This window comes from Kribbella sp. NPDC058693, from assembly GCF_042715335.1.
Taxonomy (GTDB): Bacteria; Actinomycetota; Actinomycetes; order Propionibacteriales; family Kribbellaceae; genus Kribbella; species Kribbella jiaozuonensis.
In genome coordinates this window covers 308,621-334,480 of record NZ_JBHXSQ010000001.1, presented here as the reverse complement: position 1 = coordinate 334,480, position 25,860 = coordinate 308,621, and the positions used below count along the sequence as shown (strand labels likewise).

The 25,860-nt window shown below is 68.6% G+C and carries 26 protein-coding genes; 13 read left to right on the top strand and 13 right to left on the bottom strand.

Features of this window, described 5'->3' with window-relative positions; genetic code table 11:
• Positions 1–2 precede the first annotated feature (2 nt).
• The 6 genes from ACFWUU_RS01625 (at position 3) to ACFWUU_RS01600 (ending at position 5,023) form a co-directional block, all read left to right on the top strand.
• Positions 3–1,226: a glycosyltransferase family 4 protein gene (locus ACFWUU_RS01625; protein ID WP_380171789.1), complete on the top strand. Its 1,224-nt coding sequence runs from the start codon at positions 3–5 to the stop codon at positions 1,224–1,226.
• A 79-nt stretch (positions 1,227–1,305) separates the two neighbouring features.
• Positions 1,306–1,740, top strand: coding sequence for an adenylyltransferase/cytidyltransferase family protein (locus ACFWUU_RS01620; RefSeq protein WP_380174247.1), 435 nt, complete (start codon positions 1,306–1,308; stop codon positions 1,738–1,740).
• Positions 1,741–1,745: 5 nt separating this feature from the next.
• Positions 1,746–2,462, top strand: a complete 717-nt coding sequence (locus ACFWUU_RS01615) for a CDP-alcohol phosphatidyltransferase family protein (RefSeq protein ID WP_380171787.1) — start codon at positions 1,746–1,748, stop codon at positions 2,460–2,462.
• Positions 2,462–2,878: an adenylyltransferase/cytidyltransferase family protein gene (locus ACFWUU_RS01610; protein ID WP_137254389.1), complete on the top strand. Its 417-nt coding sequence runs from the start codon at positions 2,462–2,464 to the stop codon at positions 2,876–2,878. Before ACFWUU_RS01615 ends, ACFWUU_RS01610 begins: the two co-directional genes overlap by 1 nt.
• Positions 2,878–4,065 (top strand): glycosyltransferase, encoded by a 1,188-nt coding sequence (locus tag ACFWUU_RS01605; RefSeq protein ID WP_380171785.1) that lies wholly within the window; start codon positions 2,878–2,880, stop codon positions 4,063–4,065. The genes ACFWUU_RS01610 and ACFWUU_RS01605 overlap by 1 nt, the downstream gene beginning before the upstream one ends.
• Positions 4,066–4,159: 94 nt before the next feature.
• Positions 4,160–5,023, top strand: a complete 864-nt coding sequence (locus ACFWUU_RS01600) for a MarR family transcriptional regulator (RefSeq protein WP_380171784.1) — start codon at positions 4,160–4,162, stop codon at positions 5,021–5,023.
• Here the strand turns inward: ACFWUU_RS01600 and nadA are convergent.
• From nadA to ACFWUU_RS01585, 3 genes are all read right to left on the bottom strand, one after another.
• Positions 5,020–6,210, bottom strand: a complete 1,191-nt coding sequence (gene nadA / locus ACFWUU_RS01595) for a quinolinate synthase NadA (protein ID WP_380171782.1) — start codon at positions 6,208–6,210, stop codon at positions 5,020–5,022. The genes ACFWUU_RS01600 and nadA overlap by 4 nt on opposite strands.
• A gap of 129 nt (positions 6,211–6,339) precedes the next feature.
• Positions 6,340–6,996 (bottom strand): deoxyribonuclease V, encoded by a 657-nt coding sequence (gene nfi / locus ACFWUU_RS01590; protein ID WP_380171780.1) that lies wholly within the window; start codon positions 6,994–6,996, stop codon positions 6,340–6,342.
• Positions 6,993–7,388, bottom strand: a complete 396-nt coding sequence (locus tag ACFWUU_RS01585) for a VOC family protein (RefSeq protein WP_380171778.1) — start codon at positions 7,386–7,388, stop codon at positions 6,993–6,995. The genes nfi and ACFWUU_RS01585 overlap by 4 nt, the downstream gene beginning before the upstream one ends.
• 64 nt (positions 7,389–7,452) lie before the next feature.
• Between ACFWUU_RS01585 and ACFWUU_RS01580 the strand changes: the two genes are divergently transcribed.
• The 6 genes from ACFWUU_RS01580 to ACFWUU_RS01555 all read left to right on the top strand — a co-directional run bounded on the left by ACFWUU_RS01580 (position 7,453) and on the right by ACFWUU_RS01555 (position 12,748).
• Complete coding sequence (locus ACFWUU_RS01580) at positions 7,453–8,547, top strand: glycerate kinase (protein ID WP_380171776.1); 1,095 nt, start codon at positions 7,453–7,455, stop codon at positions 8,545–8,547.
• A 148-nt stretch (positions 8,548–8,695) separates the two neighbouring features.
• Positions 8,696–9,052: an iron-sulfur cluster assembly accessory protein gene (locus tag ACFWUU_RS01575; protein WP_130446795.1), complete on the top strand. Its 357-nt coding sequence runs from the start codon at positions 8,696–8,698 to the stop codon at positions 9,050–9,052.
• 115 nt (positions 9,053–9,167) lie between these two features.
• Entirely contained in the window at positions 9,168–9,809 is a 642-nt protein-coding gene (locus tag ACFWUU_RS01570; protein ID WP_137254395.1) for an ABC transporter permease, read from the top strand.
• Positions 9,802–10,971 carry a betaine/proline/choline family ABC transporter ATP-binding protein gene (locus ACFWUU_RS01565; RefSeq protein ID WP_380171775.1) on the top strand — a complete coding sequence of 390 codons (1,170 nt, stop codon included), beginning with the start codon at positions 9,802–9,804 and terminating at the stop codon, positions 10,969–10,971. Before ACFWUU_RS01570 ends, ACFWUU_RS01565 begins: the two co-directional genes overlap by 8 nt.
• Entirely contained in the window at positions 10,968–11,780 is an 813-nt protein-coding gene (locus tag ACFWUU_RS01560) for an ABC transporter permease (protein ID WP_380171773.1), read from the top strand. The genes ACFWUU_RS01565 and ACFWUU_RS01560 overlap by 4 nt, the downstream gene beginning before the upstream one ends.
• Positions 11,777–12,748 (top strand): glycine betaine ABC transporter substrate-binding protein, encoded by a 972-nt coding sequence (locus ACFWUU_RS01555; RefSeq protein WP_380171771.1) that lies wholly within the window; start codon positions 11,777–11,779, stop codon positions 12,746–12,748. Before ACFWUU_RS01560 ends, ACFWUU_RS01555 begins: the two co-directional genes overlap by 4 nt.
• Here the strand turns inward: ACFWUU_RS01555 and ACFWUU_RS01550 are convergent.
• A complete protein-coding gene (locus tag ACFWUU_RS01550; protein WP_380171769.1) occupies positions 12,735–14,183 on the bottom strand; it encodes a DHA2 family efflux MFS transporter permease subunit in 1,449 nt (482 codons plus the stop codon). The genes ACFWUU_RS01555 and ACFWUU_RS01550 overlap by 14 nt on opposite strands.
• 86 nt (positions 14,184–14,269) lie before the next feature.
• On the opposite strand from ACFWUU_RS01550, the gene ACFWUU_RS01545 reads away from it, so the two are divergent.
• Complete coding sequence (locus ACFWUU_RS01545; protein ID WP_380171767.1) at positions 14,270–14,980, top strand: TetR/AcrR family transcriptional regulator; 711 nt, start codon at positions 14,270–14,272, stop codon at positions 14,978–14,980.
• Here ACFWUU_RS01545 and ACFWUU_RS01540 read toward each other — a convergent pair.
• From ACFWUU_RS01540 to ACFWUU_RS01500, 9 genes are read right to left on the bottom strand one after another with little or no spacing between them, the layout of a single operon-like run.
• Entirely contained in the window at positions 14,977–15,783 is an 807-nt protein-coding gene (locus ACFWUU_RS01540; protein ID WP_380171765.1) for a MerR family transcriptional regulator, read from the bottom strand. The genes ACFWUU_RS01545 and ACFWUU_RS01540 overlap by 4 nt on opposite strands.
• A 9-nt stretch (positions 15,784–15,792) precedes the next feature.
• The gene (locus ACFWUU_RS01535) at positions 15,793–17,070 is read right to left on the bottom strand and encodes an amidase family protein (protein ID WP_380171763.1); all 1,278 of its coding nucleotides are present in this window, start codon (positions 17,068–17,070) and stop codon (positions 15,793–15,795) included.
• 33 nt (positions 17,071–17,103) lie between these two features.
• Positions 17,104–18,261, bottom strand: coding sequence for an amidohydrolase family protein (locus ACFWUU_RS01530; protein ID WP_380171761.1), 1,158 nt, complete (start codon positions 18,259–18,261; stop codon positions 17,104–17,106).
• 13 nt (positions 18,262–18,274) lie between these two features.
• Positions 18,275–19,453, bottom strand: coding sequence for a M20 family metallopeptidase (locus tag ACFWUU_RS01525; RefSeq protein WP_380171758.1), 1,179 nt, complete (start codon positions 19,451–19,453; stop codon positions 18,275–18,277).
• A 17-nt stretch (positions 19,454–19,470) separates the two neighbouring features.
• Positions 19,471–21,042 (bottom strand): allophanate hydrolase, encoded by a 1,572-nt coding sequence (gene atzF / locus ACFWUU_RS01520; protein ID WP_380171754.1) that lies wholly within the window; start codon positions 21,040–21,042, stop codon positions 19,471–19,473.
• Entirely contained in the window at positions 21,039–23,024 is a 1,986-nt protein-coding gene (locus ACFWUU_RS01515; RefSeq protein WP_380171752.1) for a 5-oxoprolinase/urea amidolyase family protein, read from the bottom strand. The genes atzF and ACFWUU_RS01515 overlap by 4 nt, the downstream gene beginning before the upstream one ends.
• Positions 23,021–23,638, bottom strand: a complete 618-nt coding sequence (locus tag ACFWUU_RS01510; RefSeq protein WP_380171750.1) for an urea amidolyase associated protein UAAP2 — start codon at positions 23,636–23,638, stop codon at positions 23,021–23,023. Before ACFWUU_RS01510 ends, ACFWUU_RS01515 begins: the two co-directional genes overlap by 4 nt.
• Entirely contained in the window at positions 23,635–24,240 is a 606-nt protein-coding gene (locus tag ACFWUU_RS01505; RefSeq protein ID WP_380171748.1) for a DUF1989 domain-containing protein, read from the bottom strand. The genes ACFWUU_RS01510 and ACFWUU_RS01505 overlap by 4 nt, the downstream gene beginning before the upstream one ends.
• On the bottom strand, positions 24,237–25,808 hold the full coding sequence (locus ACFWUU_RS01500; protein ID WP_380171746.1) for an amino acid permease: 1,572 nt from the start codon (positions 25,806–25,808) through the stop codon (positions 24,237–24,239). The genes ACFWUU_RS01505 and ACFWUU_RS01500 overlap by 4 nt, the downstream gene beginning before the upstream one ends.
• Positions 25,809–25,860: the final 52 nt, after the last annotated feature.

Below are 25,860 nucleotides of genomic sequence, written 5' to 3'. Positions count from 1 at the left end.
CCATGCGGGTCGCCATGTTGCACAACCGTTACCGGACCGGTCAACCCAGTGGCGAGAACACCGTTGTCGCGCAAACGGTTGATTTATTGCGTAACTCAGGACATGAGATCGACCTCTACGCCCGAAACAGCGACGACATCGCGGAGTTGAGCCGGAAAGATCGCGCGCTGTTACCGTTTCGCTCCGTTTGGTCATTTTCGGCGGAACACGATTTAACACATCTATTGCAAGCGCAGCGGCCCGATCTGGTGCACGTTCACAACACTTTTCCGTTGTTCAGCGCCTCGGTGCTGCGCGCGGCGTACCGCTTGGACCTGCCGGTGGTCGCGACGCTGCACAACTTCCGGCTGCTGTGTGCGAACGCGGTGCTGCAGCGCGACGGAGCGCCGTGCGAGTCCTGCGTCGGCAAGCTGCCGTTGGCCGCGGTCCGGCACAGCTGCTACCGCGAATCACGCGTGCAGACGCTGCCGCTGGCGGCGAGCATCGGCGTACACAACACGTTCCACACCTGGCAGCGGTACGTCGACACGTTCGTCGTACCGTCCGGATTCGTTCGCGATCGGTACGCCGCGGCCGGCTTCGACCCGGAGCGGTTCGAGGTGAAGCCGCACGCCGTACCGCACTCCGGTGAGGTGCGGAGCGGGGCGGGGGACGGTGTGGTGTTCCTCGGGCGGCTGAGCGAGGACAAGGGATTCGCGGATCTGCTGCAGGCGTGGGACTCCTCGCTCGGCCGGCTGATCGTGGTCGGCGACGGTCCGCTGCGGGCCGAGGCCGAGGAACGGGCCCGGAAAGACCTGTCTGTTCAGGTGCTTGGTCAACGACCGTGGGCGGAGTGCATGGAACTGCTGCGGTCCGCGCGCGTCGCCGTCGTACCGGCACGTTCGTATGAGAGCTTCGGACTCGTGGTGGTCGAGGCTTTCGCGCACGGCGTTCCGGTGGTCGCTTCCCGGCTCGGGGCGCTCGCGGAGCTGGTCGACGACGGAGAAACCGGTGCATTGACCGTGCCCGGCGATCCGGAGGGATTGCGAAAGGCGATCGGGTTGGTGGCTGATCCCGAGACTTCGATAGCCTTCGGCGAACGAGCCCGACAGGTTTACCTGAGCCGCTTCACTCCGGAGCGTGATCTGGTGGCCACGGAGAGGATTTACACCGATGCGATCGCCCGGCACGCCGACAGCGGCCGGACGCGTCGGGGATCCTGGGCACGCCGTGCCGGACAGGTATAAAGTTCCGCGGGACGCAGGGGGCAGCGTCGCGCCAGAGGGATCGCAGGAATTCGTGTTGGGGGATGGCAGTTTGGGCAACGTGGTCAAGGTGCCGCGGGTCGCGTGTGTGGCCGGGGTCTTCGACCTGTTCCACGTCGGGCATGTCGACGTGCTCGAGCGGGCGCGCCGGCACAGCGACCGGTTGGTGGTGGCGGTCCTGTCCGACGAGTGGGCGATGGAGGCCTGGGGTGCGCGGCCGTTCGTGCCGCTGCTCGAGCGGGCGCAGATCGTCGAGCACCTGCGGTGCGTCGACGAAGTAGTTGCCGTGGACGACGTGCGGTCCGAGTGGCTGACCGGCGTACTGGGGGTACAGACCGTGTTCGCTGCCACTGGCACCGACGGCGTGCTGGGCGTTGACGAGCTGGACGGGATTCCGCCCGCGCTGATCACCGTCCTGCCGGCCGGCCGGGGCTCCCGCAGCCCGATCCTGCGCGCCGCGATCGACCAGCGGCAATCGCGGCCGTCCGTCGCATGACCTCAATGCGCGAGACCGTCGCGCAGCTCTCGCAGGCACAGAAGCCGTCTGCCGGTACGCCGGCGTACTCGCGGTTCGTGAATCGGCGGATCGGGCGGGTGTTCGCGGCGGCGGCGTTCCTCGGGCGGCGGACGCCGAACCAGGTGAGCCTGGCCTCGGGTTTCTGTTCGCTGGTGGGAATCGTGCTGGTGGCAACAGTCCGGCCGTCGTTCCTGCTCGCGCTGGTCGTGACCCTGCTGCTCGTGCTCGGCTACGGGCTGGATTCCGCGGACGGGCAGCTGGCCCGGTTGCGCGGCGGCGGGTCGCCGCTGGGTGAGTGGCTCGACCACATGATCGACGCCGTCAAGATCGTCCTGCTGCACAGCGCCGTACTGATCTCGTTCTACCGATTCGATGCCTTTGACAACGAGTTGGTGTTGCTCGTCCCGCTCGCCTACGTCTGCATGTCGTCGGTGCTGTTCTTCGGGCTGATCCTGATCGACCAGCTGCGCCGCCGCCACGGCGGGGCCGCGAAACCCAACCAGCGTGGCGATTCGGTGCTCAAGTCGTTGCTCATCGCACCGACCGACTACGGCGTGCTGTGCCTGGTCTTCCTCACCTTCGGTACGCCGTCGCTCTTCGTCGTGCTGTACGGCGCCCTGCTCGTGCTGAACCTGGTCTTCCTCGCGGGCGCCGTCGCGAAGTGGTACCGGGAGATGGCGGTCCTGGGGGTGCAGGCCTGATGGCGATCGTCGGGTACGCCCCCGGTGTCTACGACATGTTCCACATCGGGCACCTGAACATCCTGCGCCGCGCCCGCGAGCACTGCGATCACCTGATCGCCGGCGTGGTCGAGGACGACGTGGTGACCCGGATCAAGGGCCGTCCGCCGGTCGTTCCGCACCAGGAGCGGATGGACGTCATTCGAGCGCTCGACCTCGTCGACGAGGTGATCAGCGACTGGTCGAGCGACAAGTTCGAGATGTGGAAACAACTGCGGTACGACGTTCTCTTCAAAGGCGACGACTGGAAGGGAACGGAAAAGGGGACGAGACTGGAGAGGCTGCTGGGTGAGGTCGGCGCACAGGTGCACTATTTCCCGTACACCGCCTCCACCTCGAGCACCGATCTGCGCAGGCTTCTGGAGGGGATGAGCTGATGCCTGGCCGGCCGAAGGTACTGCTCAGCGCGTACGCCTGCCGGCCGACGGGCGGGTCCGAGCCGGGCGCGGGATGGGCGTGGGCGAAGGCGGCGGCGCGGGACCACGACGTCTGGCTGCTGACCCGCGGCAAGTTCCTGCACGAGATCGACGCGGAGCTCGCGGTCCGGCCGGTGCCAGGGCTGACCGTCGTACCGCTGGAGATGCCGCGGTGGATCCTGCGGCTGCGGCGACGGCCGTCGGACGTGTACTGGTACTACCCGTTGTGGCAGGGCCTGGCCCGCCGTACGGCGCGACGCCTGCACTCCGAGCAGTCGTTCGATGTGATCCATCATTTGACCTTCGCGGTGGACTGGATGGGCGCCGGCGTGGTGGAGGAGTCGTCGGCGAAGGTGATCTGGGGGCCGGTCGGCGGATCGACCACCGCTCCGCTCGCGATGTCGCACTGGCTCGGTCCGCGCGGCGTGGTGGGAGAGCTGGTACGCCGTGCGTACACCGGCCTCCGCCGCCGGCTGACCGGGCGGCGGATGGCGCAGACCGCCGACCTCATGGTTGCCCAGAACAACGATGTGGCGGAGGCGTTCCGGCCGTACGCCAAGCAGATCGTGGTCCAGCCGAACGTGGCGATCCGGCGCTTCACCGCCTCCGGTCCGTACGAGCCGTTCGGTGCCCCCGGCATCAAAACCGCGCTCTTCGTCGGCCGGTTGATCCCGTGGAAGGGCGTGCTGCTCGCGGTGAGTGCGCTGGCCCGCACGGAGGCGTCCAACTGGGAGCTGCGGATCATCGGTGACGGTCCGGACTGGGGACGCGCTGAGGGGCTTGCCTGGCAGCTCGGCGTACGTGACCGGGTCGAGTTCATGGGGGCGTTGCCGCGTGAGGACGTCCTGGCCGCGATGTTCCGCGCCGATGCGCTCATCGCTCCGGCTTTGCGGGAGGCCGCAGGCTGGGCGGTGACCGAGGCGCTGGCGTCAGGTTGTCCCGTGGTGTGCGTGGATCGTGGTGGGCCGGCGGTCATCGTCGGTCCCGACGAGGGCGTGAGTGTTCCGTGGCAGGGCGACGTGGTCGGTGGGCTGGCCAAGGGGCTGGCGTCGCTGCGCGGGCGGATCACGCCGGTCGATCGCTGGGGTCCTGATCGGCTCCCGGAGATCCTCGCCGAGTGGTACGCGCCGGCCCGCGTGTCGTACTGAGAAAAACTTCTTCGCTCGATGTCGAACGGTGTCGAGCGAGTTCGTAGCCAGGGTGAGAGACCGGCAACGGGCCGGCCCACCACCGGAGGTCAGGATGTCTGACATCACCAAGGCAGCCGTTGCTCGCCGCCTGACGCAGCAGCTGCTCGAACCGCTCCACCTGGTCGCGTACATGGCCGACGAGCCGATGTATGCGCTGCAGGCTCTCGGCTTCGAGGGCTACTGGCCGGGGTACTTCGCCTCGCGGTCCGCGCCGCTCGGTCGGGTGCCTGCCGAGGTGGTGGACGCGCTCTTCTACAACTTCGTCCCCGGCGAGGTCGCCGCCTGCATCCCGGCCGTCTGGGACATCACCACCCCCGAGGCCGCGCTCGCCGCCAACCGGGAGGGCTGCGTGACCGCCCTGCGCCGCATCCTCGGCGATCTGGTCGACAGCCCCGAGCTCGCCCGGGCCGCGGACCTCGCCATCCGCGCAGCGCTGAACGCACCGACCGAGGGACGGATCCTGTACGCCGGACTGCGGTCGCTGCCCGTGCCGGACGAGCCGGTGACCCGTCTGTGGCACGCGGCGACTCTGCTGCGCGAACACCGCGGCGACGGCCACAACATCGCACTGGTTGCCGCTGGCATCGACGGGCAGGAGGCGCACGTGTTCGCCGCGATCGACACCGGGATGAAGCCGCGCGCGTACGGCCGGCTGGATCCGCTGTCGGACGAGCAGCTGGAGTCGGTCGTCGACGGTCTGCGGATCCGTGGGCTGGTCGACGCGTCGGACGGGTTCACGCCGGCGGGGCGTGCGCTCAAGGACCAGATCGAGGCGGTCACGGACACGCTCGCGGCTCCGGCGTACGACTGCCTGGAGCCGCATGAGATCGACGAGCTGATCGCCGACCTCGAGCCGCTGGTCGCACGGCTCGATGCCGTCGGCTACGACTTCGAGTTCGAGGCTCCGAAGTCCTAGTCGCGTTCGGTCTTGCCGGGGAGGGCGAGCATGCGGTCGAGGGCCAGCTTGGCGTACTTCTCGGTGTCGGCGTCGACCTTGATCGGGTTGACCACGTGGCCGGCGACGAGGTTCTCGAGGGCCCAGACGAAATGCGGTAGGTCGATCCGGTTCATCGTCGCGCAGTAGCAGACCGTCTTGTCGAGGAACACGATGTTCTTGTCGGTGTGCTGCTTCGCCAACCGCTGCACCAGGTTGAGCTCGGTGCCCACGGCCCACGACGTACCGGGCTCCGCGGTCTCCAGGGCCTGGATGATGTACTCCGTCGAGCCGACCAGATCGGCCTTCGTGACCACCTCGTGGCGGCACTCCGGATGGACGATCACGTTCACGCCGGGGACCCGCGAACGGACGTCGTCGACCGACTCGGCGGTGAACCGGCCGTGCACCGAGCAGTGCCCGCGCCACAGGATCATCTTCGCCGCGGTCAGCTGCTCGCGGGTCAGCCCGCCGCCCGGCTTGTGCGGGTCGTACACGACGCAGTCGTCGAGACTCAGGCCCAGCTGGAGTACGGCGGTGTTGCGGCCGAGGTGCTGGTCGGGCAGGAAGAGCACCTTCTCGCCCTTCTCGAACGCCCAGTTGAGCGCGGTCTCGGCGTTGCTCGACGTACAGACAACGCCGCCATTGCGACCGCAGAACGCCTTGATGTCCGCGGACGAGTTCATGTAGGTGACCGGGACGGTCACGTCCGCGACGCCGGCGTCGGCCAGTGCGTCCCAGGCCGCCTCGACCTGCTGGATGCGCGCCATGTCGGCCATCGAGCAACCGGCCGCGAGGTCCGGCAGGATCACTGTCTGCTGGTCGTTGGTGAGGATATCGGCGGACTCGGCCATGAAGTGCACACCGCAGAACACGATGTACGGCGCGTCCGGCCGGTTGGCCGCGTCGCGCGCGAGCTTGAACGAGTCACCGGTGACGTCCGCGAACCGGATCACCTCGTCGCGCTGGTAGTGGTGCCCGAGCACGAACACCTGATCGCCCAACGCCGCCTTGGCCTTCAACGCCCGCTCGACCAGATCCGGATCCGACGCCGGCGGAAGCGCCCCCGGACACTCGACACCGCGCTCCGAGTGCGCGTCGGTGTTCTGCCCCAGAAACAACAACGGAAGACCCTTCGAACCGCCTGCGATCGTCGCCACACCAGACATCGTGCCACGGCTGCCGACTCATGCCGCGTGGCGCATCTCACCGCCCAAACAATGAAATCAGCACGTCCCGGCGTGAAGATCACGCCGACTACCTGCACGCGATTGCCGTCCGGGTAGACCACGACGACGTCAGTCATCCCGCAATCCTTCCCGGCAGGCGTGGTCGGCTGCTCTGGTTGTCTCCGGCAATCGGTAGCGCGGGGTCAAGTGCAGGACGTGGTGGATGGCGGTCGTCAGGCTCACCCGGTGGCCGACGGACACGTACAGCGGTTTGACTCCGTCCTGTGTTCGCAGGACGGCTCCCACGACCTCGTCGCCATCCATCAGATCTGTCGTCGCGCCACGCTCCGGTCCGAGGTCCTCGTGTTGTCCGATGAAGGCGGTCTTCGCCGCGCCGATTGATGGGATGCCTGTTAGCACGCCGAGGTGGCAGGCCAGGCCGAAGCGGCGGGGATGGGCGAGGCCCTGGCCGTCGCAGACCAGGAGGTCAGGTGTTGTTGTGAGGTGTTCGAGGGCAGTGAGCAGGGCCGGCACCTCGCGGAATGCGAACAACCCCGGCACATACGGGAACGTGGTCTCGCCGCGGACAACCGACCGGTCCACTTCAGCAAGCGTCTCCCGGTCGAGGACTACGACAGCAGCAGCAAGCCGGTCCCCGTCGTATGCGACGTCCAGCCCGGCGACGTGGCGCGGTGTCGGTCCGACGTCCTTGACCTCGACCAGCCCGCGCAGCTTCTCCTGTACGGCGATTGCCTCGACAGCCGTGGTCGGCCAGGTCGCGGTCATTCGAACGTGGGTGGGCCGCTCGGGGGCCACTCGACGAGTTCGATGCGGTAGCCGTCGGGGTCGAGTAGCTGGGAGGTTTTCGGGCCTTCGGGGCCGCCGGGGAGTTCGGGCTCGGCGGGGTTGAGGCCGGCTGCGGTGAGGCGGGCGAGGGTTTTGGTGAGGGAGTCGACCTCGATCGCGAAGTGCTGGAAGCCGCCGACCTCGACGGGACCGTCGGCGGGGCGGTGGACGAGTTCGAGGGATACCGACAGCTCGGCAGGCAGCCGGAGCCAGACCAGGCTGGAGCCGTCGTCGAACGGGACCGTGCCGAGGTTCACGTAGCCGACCGTGGTGTAGAAGGCGAGTGAGCGTTCGAGTTCACTCACGCGGAGTGCGAACAGGACTGTCTTCATGGTGAACGATCCAACTGGCGGCACTCGGCGACGTCAACGCCGGCGGGTGGGAGAGGATGGCGGCATGCGGATCCTGATTGCGCCGGACAAGTTCGCGGGCACGTTGACGGCTGTGGAAGCGGCTGCGGCCATCGAGGAAGGGTGGCGGCGCCGGGACCCGGGGGCCGAGGTGCTCGTCGCGCCGATGGCGGATGGTGGGCCGGGCTTCATCGACGTACTGTCCGCGGTTGTCGACGGGACGTTGCTCTCGGTCACGGTCCGTGGCCCGCTGGGTGAGGCGACCCCGGCGACGGTGCTGATGGCGGGGGAGACGGCGTACGTCGAGACCGCGCAGGCGTGCGGGTTGCATCTCGTGGAGCCGAAGGAGCGGCGGCCCGAGGAGGCGACGACGTACGGCGTGGGGCAGCTGGTCGCCGCCGCGGTGGACGCCGGCGCGAAGCGGATCATCCTCGGCCTCGGCGGCTCCGGCACGAACGACGCCGGCGCCGGCATGCTCGCCGCGCTCGGAGCCACGGGTGAATCAGGTCACCTGGACGGCGGCGCTGCGGGGCTGGCGCAGCTGACCGCGGTGGATCTCCAGCCTGCGCGCGATCGGGTCGCGGGGGTTGAGTTTGTCGCGGCCAGTGACGTGGAGAATCCGATGCTCGGGCTGCGGGGTGCGACCAACATCTTCGGGGCGCAGAAGGGCATCGGCGACGACCGGAAGCCTGCCGTCGACGGATTCCTGACTCACTTCGCCGAGCTGGCGGATCGCAAGACAGCTGACCAGAAGGGCGCGGGCGCCGCGGGCGGGCTCGGCTACGCCCTCCTGCTCCTCGGCGCCGAGCGCGTCTCGGGCATCGACCTCGTGGCCGAGCTCACCGGGCTCAAGCAGAAGGCCGCGCAGGTGGACCTCGTCCTGAGCGGTGAGGGAGCGTTCGACTTCCAGTCGCGGGACGGGAAGGTGATCGCCGGCGTCGCGAAGGTGGCGAACGACGCGATGCGGCCGTGCGTCGTACTTGCCGGCAAGGTGTTGATCGGGGCGCGGGAGATGCGCACGATGGGGGTGGAGTCGGCGTACGCGCTGGTCGACGTGGTCGGCGAGGAGCAGGCGTTCGCGGACCCGCACGGCTCGCTCGCGACGGTCGCGGAGCGTGTCGCCCGGACCTGGGCGCGCTGATCACCGATCGACCGTGGTAGTTGATCCGTGAAATTGGTGTGCGACCATGGGAATGAGCGCGGACCGGCCGATGTTGGTGCGTGTTGACAAGAGACTTCCGTGCTGGCGAGCTGTAGGTCGGCACTTGAGCAGATGACTGGAGTCAGGGATGACTGAAGCGCAGACCGAGCAGGCCGTCGCCACTGGTGTTCTTCTCACCGACGGGGCCGCCGCCAAGGTGAAGGCGCTGCTCGACCAGGAAGGCCGCGACGACCTCGCGCTGCGGGTCGCCGTGCAGCCGGGCGGTTGCTCCGGACTGCGGTACCAGCTGTTCTTCGACGAGCGTCAGCTCGACGGTGACGTGGTGGCCGACTTCGGTGGTGTGAGCGTTGTCACCGACCGGATGAGCGCGCCGTACCTCAAGGGTGCGTCGATCGACTTCGTGGACACGATCGAGAAGCAGGGCTTCACGATCGACAACCCGAACGCGACCGGCTCCTGCGCCTGCGGCGACTCGTTCAACTGATCTACCTCTGAAGCCCCTGGCACCCTCGCGGTGACCAGGGGCTTCGGCATGTCCGGACTCCGGTATGACCTGTCCCACCGTGTGAATCCAACGCTTGTTGGGTACCGGCTACCGCGTGTGGGACTACATAACTGAGCGTCATTCACAACTGCTCTACCAGAGCTACCAGCACCTCAGCCTGGTCATCCAATGCGTCTTGCTGGCCACCGTGATCGCGGTCGGCCTGGCGGTGGTCGTGCACCGCAATCCGCGGGTCGCGTCGCTGGCCGGCGCGATCAGCGCCGTCGGTTTGACCATCCCGTCGTTCGCGCTGCTCGGCCTGATGATCCCGCTGGCCGGCATCGGCACCGCCACCTCCGTGATCGCGGTCACCTTCTACGCCTGCCTGCCGATCCTGCGGAACGCCGTCGTCGGGCTGTCCGGCGTCGACGCGACGCTGATCGAATCGGCGCGCGGGATGGGCATGGGAGCGATCCGGACGCTGCTCCGGATCGAGCTGCCGCTGGCGTGGCCGGTGATCCTGGCCGGCGTCCGCGTCTCGGCCCAGATGTCGATGGGTATCGCGGCGATCGCGGCGTACGTGCTCGGCCCCGGCCTGGGCAGCTTCATCTTCACCGGCCTGACCCAGATCGGTGGCAAGAACGCTCTGAACTCCGCGCTGGTCGGCACGATCGGCGTTGTCCTGCTCGCTCTGATCCTGGACGCCATGCTGCTGCTCGTCGGCCGCCTGACCACCTCGAGGGGTATCCGTGCCTGAAACCGAACCTGCCATCAGTGGCGTCGACATCGAGCTGACCGACGTCGTGAAGCGGTACCCGGGCCAGCGGAAACCCGCCGTCGAGGGCCTGTCGCTGCACATCCCGGCCGGCGAGATCGTGATGTTCGTCGGCCCGTCCGGCTGCGGCAAGACCACCTCGCTGAAGATGATCAACCGGCTGATCGAGCCGACCTCCGGCAGTATCCGGATCGGCGGCGAAGACATCGGCAAACAGGACGACGACGACCTGCGCCGCCGGATCGGGTACGTGATCCAGGGCGGCAGCCTGTTCCCGCACATGACCGTGACGCAGAACATCGCGCTGGTCCCGGGCCTGCTCGGCTGGGACAAGGCCCGTACGGCGGAACGCGTCGGCGAACTGCTCGAACTCGTCGGCCTCGACCCGGACCGGTACCGCAACCGCTACCCGCGCGAGCTGTCCGGCGGCCAGCAGCAACGCGTCGGGGTGGCCCGCGGGCTCGCGGCCGATCCGCCGGTGATCCTGATGGACGAGCCGTTCGGCGCGGTCGACCCGATCACCCGGCAGCGGTTGCAGGACGAGCTGCTCAGCATCCAGGAGGAGCTGCGGAAGACGATCGTCTGCGTCACGCACGACTTCGACGAGGCGGTGAAGCTCGGCGACCGGATCCTGATCCTGACCGAGGGTGCGAACATCGCGCAGTACGACACGCCTGAAGCGATCCTGGCGAACCCGGCCGACCGGTTCGTCGCGGACTTCGTCGGCGCGGGTGCGGCGCTCAAGCAGCTCACGCTGAGCCGGGTCAGTGAGATCGAGCTCGGCCAGCCGACGGTCGCGGAGATCGGTGACGCGGCGTCCGACGTACTGCGGGCCGCCAACCAGGCCGGTGACGACTCGGTCGTCGTACTCGATCGACGGCGGCGACCGGTGGACTGGATGTGGACCACGGACCTGTCCGACATCGACCGGGTGCCGGCGCCGCACGAGGACACGGACCTGGTCACGATCGACCGGCGGGCGACGCTGAACGACGCGCTCGACACGATGCTGATGTCGAGCCACGGCAGTGCGGTCGTCACCGGCCGGCGGGACGAGTACCTGGGCGTCGTCGACTTCCAGACGGTGCTCGCCCGGATCCAGGACGGCAACGGGTCCGCCGAGCCGGAGGAGGTCGCGCAGTGACGGTGACCCAAGACGCTCCGTCGAAGGAGAACCTGGCCGACGCAAAGGCCGCGGCTGCAGGGCTCGCGGCTACTCGTGCCCGCCGTCCGTCGTGGGGCTTGCTGATCGGGCAGCCGTTGTTCGTCGCGATCGTCGTCGGGGTGTGGGCGATCTGGCGGTCCCGGGCCGAGCTCGACTCGATCGAGCAACGACAGCTCGACTGGAAACTCGTCGGTCAGTTGACGCTCCAGCACCTGGAGCTCACCGTTGTCGCCACGATCATCGTGCTGCTGATCGCCGTACCGCTCGGCATCGCGCTCACTCGGCCGCGATCCCGCCGTGCCGCCCCGCTGGTCGTCGCGGTGGCGAACGCAGGTCAGGCCGCGCCGGTGATCGGCCTGATCGTGCTGCTCGCGATCTGGCTCGGCTTCGGCTTCTGGACCGCGATCCTCGCCCTCTGTCTGTACGCGATCCTGCCGGTACTGCGGAACACGATCGTCGGCCTGCAAGGTGTCGACCCGACGCTGGTCGAGGCCGGTCGCGGGATGGGCATGTCGAGCGTCGCCGTCCTCGGCCGGATCGAGCTGCCCCTCGCCGTACCGGTGATCATGGCCGGCATCCGTACTGCGTTGGTCCTGGTCGTCGGCACCGCGACCCTCGCGACGTTCATCGACGCCGGGGGACTGGGCAGCCTGATCACGACCGGGATCCGCCTGCTCAGGTATCCGGTGCTGATCAGCGGCGCCCTACTCGTTGCCGCCCTCGCGCTGCTGATCGACTGGGCGGGCCGAGTGCTCGAAGAGGTCACCCGACCGAGGGGGCTCGGATGAAGCGGCTGATGGCAATGGCCTGCGCGGTTGCGCTGGTGCTGAGCGGATGTGGCCTGGGGACCAGCGGCGGTTTCGTGCCGACAGGCGCGCTGCAGGGCCAGCTGCGGTCGGTGAAGAGCCTGGACGGGCTGACGATCGCGATCGGGTCGAAGAACTTCCAGGAGCAGCTGATCCTCGGCAAGATCGCCGCGATCCTGCTGCAATCGGCCGGCGCACACGTCCAGGACCTGACCAACATGCCCGGCAGTGACACGTCGCGGCAGGCGATGATCGGCGGCCAGATCCAGATGGCCTGGGAATACACCGGTACGGCGTGGATCTCGTACCTCGGTCACGACACCGGCATCCCCGACAAGCAGAAGCAGTACGACGCGGTGAGCAAGGAGGACGCGGAGAAGTACGGGCTGATCTGGCTGAAGCCGGCGCCGATGAACAACAGCTACGGCTTCGCGGTGACCCGCAAGGAGTCCGAGCGGCTGCACCTCACCAAGCTGTCCCAGATCGCGTCGTTGCCGCCGAAGGAGCGCACGTTCTGCGTCGAGTCCGAGTTCGCCAACCGGAACGACGGGTTCGAGCCGATGCTCAAGCATTACGGGGTTCCGCTGGGTACCGGCGTACCGCGGAACAACATCCGGACCCTGGACACCGGCGCCGTGTACGCCGCGACGAGTCACGGGGACTGCTGGTTCGGGGAGATCTACACGACCGACGGGCGGATCAAGTCGCTCGATCTCGTGGTGTTGCAGGACGACAAGAAGTACTTCCCGGCGTACAACGTGGCACCGGTGATCAGTAGGAAGGTGCTGGACGAGTACCCGCAGCTGCGGGACCTGCTGCAGCCGGTGTCGGACAAGCTGACCGACCCGGTGCTGATCGAGCTGAACGCCCAGGTCGACGTCGACGGACGTGAGCCCGCCGACGTCGCCATGGACTGGTTGGTGAAGGAAGGGTTCGTCAGCCGTGACTGACGCTGTCCTCGCGGGCCCGCTTCGGGAGTAGGAAGGTGACCGCGAGGCTGACGACGAACAGCCCGATCGCGACCAGGACCGACGTCTTGGTGGCGCCGAGGAACGCGTGCGACGGCAGCAGCTGGAAGAACACGGTACCGATCACCGCGACGCCGATCGCCCCGCCGTACTGCTGCATGGCGGTCAGTACGCCGGACGCCGAACCGGCGGCCTGGTCGCCGATCGAGGCCAGGATGATGTCGAACAGCGGAGCGAACACCAGGCCGGCGCCGATCCCGGTGGCGAGCGTCGCCGGCACCAGGTTCCAGATCGTGGTCGCGTCGCCGTAGGTGTGCAGCGTGAACCAGACGCCGGCCATCGCCACGGTCATCACCGCGACGCCGAGCTGCAGCGCCTTGCGGCCGAGCTTCGGGGCCAGCAGGCCGCCGGACAGCGGCGCGCCGATCGCGATACCGAGCGAGAACGGCACCATCGCGAGGCCGGCCTTCAGCGGGCTGTAGTGCAGGCCGAGCTGGGTGAACAGGTTGAACACGAGCATGAAGCCGTTCATCGCGAGGAAGAACGTGGTGATCACGCCGAGGCCGGCGACGTACCCGCGGTTGCGGAACAGCGACGGGTCGATGACCGGGTTGCCGGACCGACGCTCACGCCAGCCGAACAGCGCGAAGGTGACGACGGAGCCGACCAGCATGAGGATCGTCCACAGCGGCCAGCCGAGCTCGCGGCCCTGGACGAGCGGGTAGATCAGCAGGCCTGAGGCGAGGCTGACCAGCAGCACCCCGGCGGTGTCGAGGCGGGAGGCGCCGGGCGTCTTCACCTCGGGCATGAACTTCAGCGCGCCGACGAGGGCCGCGATACCGATCGGCACGTTGATGAAGAAGATCGTGCGCCAGCCGGCGTCGAACCAGTTCGCGTCGATCAGCACGCCGGCGAGGATCGGGCCGGCGACGGCCGACAGTCCCATCACCGGGCCGAACATCGCGAACGCCTTGCCGAGTTCGTCGGACGGGAAGATCGACTTCAGGATCGCGAAGCCCTGCGGGATCATCACCGCGCCGAGCAGGCCCTGCGCGACCCGGCTGCCGATCAGCAGTTCGGGGCTGGTCGCGAGCCCGCAGACCGCGGACGCGAGGGTGAACCCGAGGGCGCCGATGACGAACAGCCGCCGGCGGCCGACCAGGTCACCGAGCCGGCCGAAGGTGATCAGCCCGATCGCGAAGGCCAGCGTGTAGCCGGCCAGCATCCACTGCATGGCGGACTCGGAGCCGCCGAGGTCGGCGCGGATCGAGGGGGCGGCGATGTTGACGATCGTCGCGTCGACCAGGTCCATGATCTCGGCGATCAGGATCGTCGCGAGCACGATCCAGCGCCAGCGGTACGGCGTACCGCTCGCGGCGGTGGTGATTTCGGGTGGGTTCTCTAGTGCGGTGCTCATGGCGGCCCCCTCATTGATGCGAACGGTGTTCGTTGACGAACACTGTTCTACTACCGAACGGTGTTCGCGTCAAGTACAGTGTTCGTATGACCCAACCCCCGTGGCAGCCGATCACCCCCGCGAAGCCCACCCGCACGCCGAAGGAGCCGCTCAACCGGGAGCGGATCGTCGACGCCGCGATGCGGGTGCTGGTCGAGTCGGGGTACGACGCGGTCTCGATGCGGAAGGTCGCGCAGGCGCTCGGCACCGGGCCGGCGTCGCTCTACGCGCACGTCGCGAACAAGCGCGAGCTGGATCAGCTGCTGGTCGAGCGGGCCGCCGCGCAGATGAAGTACGACGACGCGATCGATCCGGACCGCTGGCAGGAGCAGTTGAAGGCGATGATGCGCGAGATGCTGCGCGCGATGCGGGCCAATCCGGGCGTGGCGCGCGCCGCGATCGGCGCCGTACCGCTGGGGGAGCGGGCGTTGATGAGCACCGAGCGGATCCTGGCGCTGCTCAAGGCCGGCAACATCCCGGACCAGGCGGCCGCGTGGGCGGTCGATCTGATTCCGCTCTACGTGACGGCGGTCGCCTTTGAGGAGACGGTGCAGAGCGCGACGGACTGGACCCCCGAGGATGTCGAGCGATTCGTCAGCGGTCTGCGGTCGTACTTCGAGTCGCTGCCGGCCGATCGTTTCCCGCTGACGGTCGCGCTGTCAGGCCCGCTGACGTCCGGCGCCTCGGGTGACGAGCGGTTCGAATTCGGCATCACAGTGATCGTGGCCGGCCTCGCCGCGCTGGCGGAAAAGCCTTAATCCAAGGGTTCCTGGAGCTCGGTCACCCAGTCGGCGGGATCGTCGGGGGTGTCGAGGTAGAGCTCGCGAGCGGGTTCGGCGGCTCGCCGACCGTTGTCGTCGATCCAGCGAGCGAGTGCCTGCCAGGACGGCAGGACCTGGTCGATCGGTCCACGATGCACCAGCGTCGCGGCGCGCATCGCCGGCAGGTCGATCACTTCGAGTCCGTTGAGGTTGCCCCCGGCATCGACCGCGGCCGGAACCGTTGCCCGTACGACGACCTCGTCCTCGGATTCGTGATTCCGTTCGTACAGGCAGGTGAGTCGGCCGGACGGATGTACGTCGGCATCGGGCAGCCGGCGGCCGAGCTCGGCGCAGAGAGGGCGCACCACCGGCGTGATGTCGTCCGGTGTGAAGCTGGCCGCGGTCGCCGTCAGACCGACGAGTCGTACGGGAGGCAGCTCCTTGACCACGACATCCGCGGCCGGGCCGTCGCCTTCCAGGCTGCGCAACCGGGACTCGACCTGCGCGAGTCGCGCGTAGCTCTCGGCCACCGTGGACTCGAGCTGCGCCCGCCGCAGCGTGAGCATCGCGCGGAGCTCGTCCGGGCCGAGATCCTTCATCGCGCCGACCTGTTCGAGCGTGAAGCCAAGATCCTTCAGCGCGACGATCCGGTTCAGGTCGGCGAGCTGCCCGGCGGTGTAACTGCGGTAGCCGGTCGACGGATCGACGTACGCAGGTCGCAGCAGGCCGAGGGCGTCGTAGTGCCGCAGCATCCGGATCGACACCCGCCCGTGTCGTGCGAACTCACCGATCGCGAACATGGGATGAAGTCAACCAGCCAGCAGTTCCGCGAACGTGATCGCGGTGTCGTCCTCGTGCCACGGCCCGATCACCTGGGCGCCCACGGGCAGGCCGTCCTTGGTAGGTCCGATCGGCATGCTGAGGGCGGGGTGGCCGATCAACGAGGCGTGGGCGATCCAGAAGACCTGCGCTTCGTACGGCTGCCCGCTGATGGTCGTCTCGCCGTGCGGGAAGGCGGGTGTGAAGCTGGTCGGGCACAGGAAGACGTCGATGTCCTCGAAGTGCCATTTGGCGCGCGCGAGCATCCGCGCGCGTTCGGTCGCGAGCAAGTCGTTGAGCGTTAGCTCGGTCGGTTCGCCGCCGTGGAGCGCGAAGAACAGGCCGACCTGCTCGCCGAACTGCTCGGCCTGCTCCACCGGATCCACTCCGTCCGGCCAGCCCTCGACGATCTTCGCCCCGCTGCGAGCCAACCGGTCGATCGTCGCGGCCATCGCGTCGCCGACCGCGCTGGTGACCGGTGCCATCGGGTGATCGGTCACGACGCCGACGCGGAAGTCCTGCAGTCGGCGGTGCCGTGGTGGGGTCAGCTGCCACGAGTACGGCGCTTCGGGGCCGGCAGTCACTTGCAGGGCGAGCCGTAGATCGGCGGCGGATCGGGCGAGTGGTCCGATGGCCGACAGGTTGGGGAGTTCGCTCGGCTGGTACGGCGTACCCGGGGGCTGGAAGCCGCGTTGTGGGACGAGGCCGTTGGTCGGCTTGAGTCCGTACACGCCGCAGTACGCCGCTGGGAGCCGGATCGAGCCGACGAGGTCGGAGCCGTACTCGAGATACGTGAGGTCCGCGGCGAGCGCGGCTGCGCTGCCGCCGCTGGAACCGCCGGGGGTTCGACTGAGGTCGGCGGGGTTGTTGGTCCGCCCGTGGATCTCGCTCACGGTCTGGCCGAAGTCGGCGAGCATCGTGTGTACGTTGCTCTTCCCGACGATGATCGCCCCGGCCCGCCGCAGCCGCTGAACGACGGTCGCATCCTGGTCGGCGACGTACTCCGCGAACGCCGGGTTGCCCCAGGTCGTATGCAGCCCCGCGACGTTGATCGCATCCTTCACCGTCATCGGCACGCCGTGCAGCGGGCCTGTCGACGGGGTCGCATCGGCTGCATCGGCCGCTTGTAGTGCGTACTCCGGCCGGACCTCCACCACCGCGTTCACCTCAGTGTCTGAGGCGATCCTCGCCAGCAACTCCTCCGTCACCTCACGCGACGTGACCTGACCAGTGCGGATCCGCTCAGCAACCTCTCCAGCTGTCATCATGCGCCCGGTCTACGACCTGCCACAGTGTCAGAGTCAAATCTCGGAGCCGTTGTGAATGACCCGTCGGATCCGGTCCTCGAGTTCCGTGCAGTCCAGGTCGGTCCCATCCAGCAGGACGAGATCGGCGCGCTTGCCGGCTGCGATCTCGCCGCGGTCATCGGCGAGGTCGAGCAACCGTGCGGCGTCGATCGTTGCCGCCCGCAACGCACCGGCATCGCCCAGTCCTGCGGCCGCCAGGTGCCTGAGCTCCCACAGCGCTTCGATGTGCGGCCGTACGGGATTGTCGGTGCCCATCGCGATCCGGACGCCGGCGTCGATCGCCAGCCGCATGGACTCCCGGTGCGCCTCGGCCGCGCCTTCGGGTGCATGCTCGGGGTCGGACTGCGTGACGGACAAGGTCGGCACGTACCAGGTCCCTGCCTCGGCCATCGCTGCTACTGCGTCCTCATCCAGGTAGGTCCCGTGCTCGATGCTCGCCGCCCCGGCCCGCGCCGCCAGCTCGACCGCCCGCGCCCCGTGCGCGTGCACCATCACCTTCCGGCCACCGCGCCGTCGGGCCTCGTCCACGAGCGCGCTCATTTCGTCAGCGGTCAGCTCGATGTCGTGCACGCCCTTCCCGATCGCCATCGACCCGGTCGCGGTCACCTTGATCCAATCCGCTCCGGCCCGCACCATCCGCCGTACGACGGCACGCGCGCCATCGGCCCCGTCGAAGATCGGATCCGGCAACGACGGATCCTCGAAGAAGTCGACCGCCCCGGTCCGCGGCGCCCACAGGTCCCCGATCCCACCCGTCGTACCCACCTGCCGCAGGCTGATCAACAGCTCCGGCCCGTCGATCCAGCCCTTCTCCACGGCCATCCGCACACCGGCATCCGCACCCCACGCATCCCGCACGGTCGTCACCCCAAGCCGCAGCAACGTCCGCAACACCGGCACAGCGGACAACGGCCGCACCGACCGCGGCAACCCGAACGGATCAAGCCGCGTCTGCGCAATACACACATGCGTATGACAATCGACAAACCCCGGAACAATCAGCCCGCCGCTGCAGTCGATCGCGTCATCGCCATCCAACCCGATCCCGACGTCGACAATCCGATCACCTTCCACCACGACGTCCGCCGTACGCACCTCCCCGGACACGACGTCGAGAACAGAACCGGAATGCAGAAGCAGGCGACTCGTCATCCGAACATCCTGTCTAACCAAGGAGGCGGAGGGCTGTGAGGGTGTAGGTGCGGGCTGCGGTCACGAGTTCTGTGACGGGGACCGACTCGTTGGCGCGGTGGGCTTGGGTGGTTACTGAGCCGGGGCCTAGGACGATGACGGGTACGTCGAGGTCGCGGGCGATGTAGCCGCCGTCGCAGGCTGCGGTCCAGCCGGCTAGGGGCATCGGGTGGCCGCCGGCGGCGAGGCGGGCGGACTCGGTGGTGCGGACCAGGGCGGTGTCGTCGGCGGTTTCGAAGGCGGGCATTTCCATCGGCATTGCGAGGTCCACGGTCAGGCCGCGGTCTTCGAGGTGGAGGGCGGCTACGCGGCGGCCCAGATCGGCGAGTACCTCGGTGGGGGACTCGCCGGGGAGGAGGCGGCGGTCGGCGACGACCACGCATTCGGCGGGGACGATCGAGCCGCCGGTGCCGCCGTTGATCTGGCCGACGCTCCAGGTCGCGGGGCCGAGCAGGGGATGTGGTGCGGTAGCAAGCTCCGCGTGTAGGCGTTCGATCTCGGCGACGACGGCGGCCGCGCCGTAGATCGCGTTCGCGCCGCCGTCCGGGTTGCCGGCGTGCGAGGCGCGACCGTGTACCTCGACCCGAAGGTACGAGTCGCCCCGGGCGGCGATGATCGTCTGCAGGTCGGTCGGCTCGGCGGTGATGCAGCCGGCGTACTGCCGCTTCGATTCGGCGATGTAGGCGCGGATGCCTTTGCCGGTTTCCTCCTCGTCGACGACTGCGGCCAGTTCGACCGGGCCGGTCAATGCGGTGCCACAGAGGGCAGCGAGTGCGATCAGGGCTGCGGCCAGGCCGCCCTTCATGTCGGACGCGCCGCGGCCGTAGATGCGGCCGTCGCGGAGCAGACCGCCGTACGGGTCGACCGTCCAGCCGTCGCCGACCGGTACGACGTCGGTGTGGCCGAGCAGCAACAGGCCGGGATTGTTGCCGCCGGCAAGCGTGATCGACACGTTCTCCCGGCCAGGCTCCACCGGAGACGTCTGTACGTCGAGCCCGAGGTCACGGGCCGCCGCGGCGAGGGCGACCGCGGTGGCGGCCTCCTCGCCGGGCGGGTTCTGCCCGTGCGCCCGGACCAGGTCCTGCGTGACTCGCACCAGCAGGTCCTCGTCGATCCGGTCCAGCACCTTCTGTTCGGCGGGTGTCAGGCTCATGCCCACCAACCTTAGGCTCAGCTCCCGGACAGGTACGCGCGCCAACCTCCGGAGGACGTGATGTCGCGGGCCGGGTCCGCGGCGTCGGCGGTGCAGAGGAAGCCGAGGACCTGTTGCCCGTCGGACAGCTCCAGCGGCCCGATCGCGAGCGGCGGATCGATGGTCCCGGCGAACCCGCCCAGCTCGTCTGCCGCCATCCTCCACACCTCGACTTCGATCCCCGGCCCGTCCGCACCGGTCAGCGTCCGGGTCAGGCCAGGTCGAGGCCCGTCGACCAGGAACATCCGGTACGACGAAGCAGTCCGGCCGGTGAAGGCGAGTCGCGCACCACGCCGTACCAGCTGGTCGTTGAGCGGCTGGCCGGACAGGTGGGCGCCTGCGACCGCCAGCAGAACGTCGGTGTTGGAGGCAGGCACGGGCTCACCGCACCAGACTGCGGCGAGATCGATCAGCGCGCGATCATGCCCGGCCGGGGCCAGCAGTTGGACGCCGAACGGCAGACCGTCAGCACGATCCGGTCCCGGGAACGCGACCGCGCACAGATCCAGCAGGTTGACCATGTTCGTGAAGCGACCGAGCCGGCTGTTCACACCGATCGGATCCGCCGCGACCTCCGCCAGCGTGGGATGCCCCGGCGTCACAGGCAGCAGCAGCGCATCGAGCTGCGTCCACAGATGCTCACTCGCCCGGGCAAGCGTCGCGAGTCGATCGAATCCGGCGAACGCAGCCGATGCCGTCAGCGCAGCGCCGCCCCGCACGATCGTCCGCACCGTGGGATCAACGGCTGGATCGTCATCGAGTTTGTCCCCGAAGGCCAGCCAGCGTTCGGCCAGCCACGGCCCCGAGTACAGCAGCTCGGCCGCCTCGAGCAACGGCCGCACGTCCACCTTCACGACCTCACCCAGCCGATGAGCCTCGGCCAGCGTCTCCTGCCAAGCCGCCTCATGCAGCGGATCCAGCTCCAGCCCGACGTCCGGTACGCCGATCACGCCGCCGCCCTGCGGCCTCGGCAGGTCGGCCTCACGCCGCGACCAGGCATCATCGGGGTCATAGGCAACCATCACGTCGTACGCCGCCCGCGCGGTCGCCACCGTGCGGGCCATCACGGTCACGCAGTCGAGCGATCGACACGCCGGTACGACGCCGCGCGCGGACACGAGCCCGCGACTCGGTTTGATGCCGACCAGTCGGTTGAACGCTGCCGGCACCCGTCCGCTGCCCGCCGTATCCGTACCGAGCGCGAAGTCGACCTGCCCACTCGCCACGGCGACCGCGCTGCCCGAGCTCGACCCACCCGACACATGCCGCTCCGAGAAGACCGAATGGCAAGCGCCGTACGGCGATCGCGTGCCGACCAACCCGGTCGCGTACTGATCGAGGTTCGTCTTCCCCAGGGGTACGGCGCCGGCCGCGATCAGCTGGTCGACCACGAACGCATTGCGTTCCGCAGGGCGACTGTTGCGCGGGTCTCCGGCCGTCGTCGGCACCCCAGCGAGGTCGATGTTGTCCTTGAGTGCCATCGTCAGCCCGCGCAACGGCCCGTCGGCCGGCTCGATCGGGTCGACCCGGGTGATCCACTCGTTGTTCATGCGCCCCACCGAGCCCGCTCGGCCTCGAACGCGGCGCGGCGTCTGGCCCGCACGGTCGCTATGTCCACAGGTGCCTCCTGCTCGATCCGGCGTACGTCGGAGATCGAGAACGTCGCCGGCGCGGTCTTCAGGTCTGCCCGCCCGGCGGCGATCTCGGCTCGCTCGTGGGCGAGTTGCTCCGCCGTCACCGGCGTGAATCTGATCAGGTCGAACTGCCTCAGCAACCAAGGCTGCTCGTCGGCGGGGGACAGCCGCCAGACCGGGACGGTGCGCCCGACCAATTGGTACCCACCGGGACCCTCCATCCCGTAGACACACAGGTAGATCCCACCGATCCCGACGGCGTTCTGCGGCGTCCAGGTCCGCGCCGGGTTGTACTTCGTGGTGACGAGCCGGTGCCGCGGATCGATCGGCACCGCGACCGGCGCACCGAGATAGACGTCGCCGAGGCCGACCACCAGGTACGTCGCGGCCTGCACGATCTCGAACACCTCGTCGCGTGTGTCGAGATCGTTGACCCGGCGGATGAACTCGACGTTGTCCGGGCACCACGGCGCGTCCGGCCGGACCGAGGTCGCGTACCGGCGCATCGCCTCGTGCGCCTCCGGGTGGTCGAACGCGATCGGCAGCACGACCTCCCGGGCCGGCAGTACGACGGTCTCGGGATCGTCCAGCCCGGCCGCGAGGAACGCGAGCCGCTCCGCGAGGTCGGTCAACGCCAGCCGGGACGAGTCGACCGCGACCAGGAGGGATCGCACGCCCTCGACGATCTCGGTGACCCCGGCCGGCCGATCATTCCGCAGGGCCTGCGCGAGTAGGTGGATCCACACGCGGACCGTGAGGTCGAGCTCAGCCGGCCCGGCCTCGACCAGCAGATGCCGCTCGCCGGCATATCTGATCGTGTACGACGGCGCCTGCCTTGCCTCCCGGGAGCCGGCCGGGCCGGCGTCTGCCGATGTCCGGTGCAGAACCGTCGGGCGGTCGGGGGTTGCGGGTGACGAGGCAACGATCGCGGGAGGCTGTCGGAGATCGGTCAGCCATTGGCGCCGCACGCGGACCGCCTCGGCCGCCACCTCCGGTGTCACCGGGATCAGCTGCACTGAATCGCCGGCGCGCAGTTGGCCGAGCATCCAGCGATCGGCCTCGATCACGACAGCGGGTACGACGAAGCCGCCGAGGGACGGCCCGTCCTTGCCGACGATGACCGGGGTGTCGCCGGACAGCATGATGCCGCCCACCGGGTACGCCGAGTCGTGCACGTTCGACGGATGCAGACCTGCCTCGCCGCCGTCGGTCCGGGCCCAGCCGGGAGTCGGTCCGATCAGCCGGACGCCGGTCCGGTCCGAGCGATGGTCGACGATCCACTCGGTGGCGAAGAACGCGTCCACCCCTTCGGCCGTGAGATGTTCGGGCGCGCCGTGCGGGCCGGGAATCACTCGTACCTGCCAGGAGTCCGACATCGACGGCAGCTCGACCGACAACGGCGACAGCAGGTTCTCCTGTCGTCCCAGCGGGAGCTGGTCGCCGGCCGCGAGCGGCTTGCCGTCGTGACCGCCGAACCCGCCGAGGATGAACGTCGACCGACTCCCGAGCACGCGCGGTACGTCGAGTCCGCCCCGGATCGCGACGTACCCGCGCATCCCGGGACCGTCGAGCGGACCGACATCCAGCACGGATCCAGCCGGCCACCGGATGACCATCCCGGGTTTGATCCGCAGGTTGTCCACCGTCGCGTTGCGGACAGCGCCGCCGACGCAGACCAGCCGATCCTCGTTGCAGGTGAGAACCGGTCCGGTGAGCACGCACTCCAGCCCGGCCGCGGTGTCCGGATTGCCGACCGCGGCATTGAGCAGCGCGAACGTGAGTTCGTCAGCAGCCCCGGACGGCGGTACGCCGACATCCCACAGGCCCGGCCGGCCGGCGAGATCCTGCACCGTGGTTTGGGTGCCTGGGGCAACAACTGTGACGTGCGCCAACGTCACCACCGACCCAGTAGCTGGATCGGCGTCGGATTCCAGCCGTTGCAGGGATTATTGATCTGCGGGCAGTTGCTGATCAGCACGAGCAGGTCACGGCTCGCGGTGATCTCGACGTACTTGCCCGGGGCCGACAGGCCGTCCTCGAACGTCAGGCCGCCGCTCGACGTCACCGGTACGTTCATGAAGAAGTTGATGTTGTGGGTGAGCTGACGCTGGCCGATACCGGCGGTCGCGCCGTACCGAAGGAAGGTTTGGCGGCAGGCGTGCTGGTGACGGGTGGACTCGCCGTACCGGATGACGTTGCTCTCCTGCGAGCACGCACCGCCGACGGTGTCGTGCCGGCCGCAGGTGTCGTCGGTGATCACGGCGAGCTCGTCGAGTCGGGTCGAGAGCAGGCGTGATCCGGTGGTCAGGAAGACGGCCCGCTGTTCGCGGATCGTGTCGAAGGCGGAGTACCGGTTGTCGATGTCGTGGGCGTCGTAGAACAGGGTGTCGACGGCTTGGTTGCCATGCAGGTCGACGATCTGGAGGCGGCCACCGGCCGGTACGGTCACGAGTGCGCCGTCGCCGGCTTCGACCACGGTGTCGAGGGCGGTCGTCGTGTCGGTGATGGTCATGCGATCAGCTCCCGGGTCAGGCGCAGCGCGCGGATCGCTTCCTCGCGGAGGTCGGGATCCTCCACGTGGGCAGGCGTCTCGAGCTGCACGGCGATGCCGCCGGAGGGGCCGTCCGAAAGCGCGTGGGGTGCGGTCGAGATGAAGATCAGGAGGTCCTGGTCGGCGCGGAGCGTGACGGTGTCGCCTGCGTGTGCGTGGTCGGGGATGAAGGCGAGCGAGGCCCGGGGGTCCTTCGCGACGGCGACCTTGCTGAAGAAGTTGATGCAGCCGTGCAGATCAGCTTCGCCGAGACCGTGCTTGGTCAGCTCGAGCAGGAGAAGGCGGTCGGGGAGGGCGCCGGTGAGACAGTCGTGCCAGTCGAGCGTCGAGGAGATGACGGTCGCCAGCGCGAGACCCCGGTCGGACATCAGCACCATGCCGGGCTTGATACGCGCGGACATCTGCGACTTCAACGTGTCCGGGATGTTGAGGCGATCGAGGCGGTCGGAGCCGATCATCAGCACGGTCGCGTTCGCACTGTCGGCGAGCGCGGTCAGGGTGATGGTCCGTCCTGCCCGCACCGGTGCGGACCATGCAGCACCACCGGGAATCTCGTGGTTCATGCGCTTGCCCCCTCCGCCTCGACGGCGGGGGTGGTGGCTGGCACGGGGAGACCGATTGAGGCGTAGTACGCGGTGCGTTGGGTGCGGTAGGCGAGCAGGCCGCCGGCGGCGACGATGGCGAGGGTGATCAGCGGGAGGTAGTGGAGGTACCAACCCTCACCGGCCGGGTCGTACACCTCGGCCCGCGGCCAGCCGAGGTTGATTGCCATCGCCAGTCCGTAGGAAACCGCGATGACGTTGACCACCACCCCGAAGCGCCCCAGCGAGAACAGTGGCCGCCCGTTCTCGTCCACCCCGGCCGGCAGCCCGCCACCGGTCAGGCGTCGTACCAGCAAAGGCGTCGTGACCATCAGATACGCGACGTACAGCAGCATGATGCAGACGCTCGCAAGGCCCAGGAACAGGCCCGCGTTCCCCACGTTCACGACCAGGCAGACGGCAGCCAGCACCCCAGGTACGACGGTTGCCGCCATCGGCGTGCCGGTCCGCTCGGACACCTTCCGCAGCTGCCGCGAACCCGGCAGCACGTTGTCGCGCGCCATCGAGAAGATCATCCGCGCCGCCGCAGTCTGGATCGCGAGCGTGCACACGCAGACCGCGAGCGCGACATCCAGCAGCAGCAGCTTGCCCGGCGTCGTACCCAGCCGGCTCGTCAGCACATACGGCAGCCCTTGCGTGGCCAGGTTCCCGTCCGTCAGCGACGGCGCGGCCATCAGCGCGGCGATGATCAGGAACGCACCACCGATGCCGGAGGCAACGACCGCGCGGATGATCGTCCGCGGTGTCGTCGCCCGCGGCTTGTGCGTCTCCTCCGACAACTCGCCCGCGCTGTCGAACCCGACCAGCACGTACGCCGCCATCAACGCCGAGATGAGCAGCGGTCCGACGTACCCGGTCGTGCTGTCCAGATTCGTCGTGTGCAGCACGACCGACGGACCGCGCTCGGCGTGGCTGGTCAGCAGGACGACGATCAGAACCACGCCGATCAGCTCACACGTCACGCCGACCGAGTTGACGACCGCCGTGATCCGCACGCTGGTCGCGTTGAGCAGAGTGGTCGCGACCAGCAGGATGCAGCCGAGGAGCACGGCGTTCGCCGCGCCGTCCTTCGACGCCAGTGCAGGATCGCTACCGACCAACTGGAACCCGGGCCACACCGCAGGCAGCACGACCTGCAACGCGATCGCCGCGGTCGCCAGCGTGATGATCTGCGCGATCACCATCGTCCACCCCGCGAACCAGCCGACCACTGCACCGCCAAGCCGACGGGCCCACTGGTAGATCGCCCCGGACAACGGATACCGCGCGGCGAGCTCGGCGAAGCACAACGCGACCATCAGCTGGCCGGCCAGGACAGCGGGCCAGGTCCAGAAGAACGCCGTACCGCCGAAGCCGAACCCCAGACCGAATAGCTGGAAGACGGTCGTGAGGATCGAGACGAACGAGAAGCCGGCCGCGAACGACGCATAGCTGCCGACGCGGCGCGAGAGTTGCTGCGCGTAGCCGAAATGGCCGAGGTCGCGTGCGACTGATTGATCCGTGCTCAGTGTTTCTGAGGGTGCTGACATTCCGGCCTCCGCTGGAGTCAGGCCCGGAATGCACGCACAGCAGCCCGGGGCC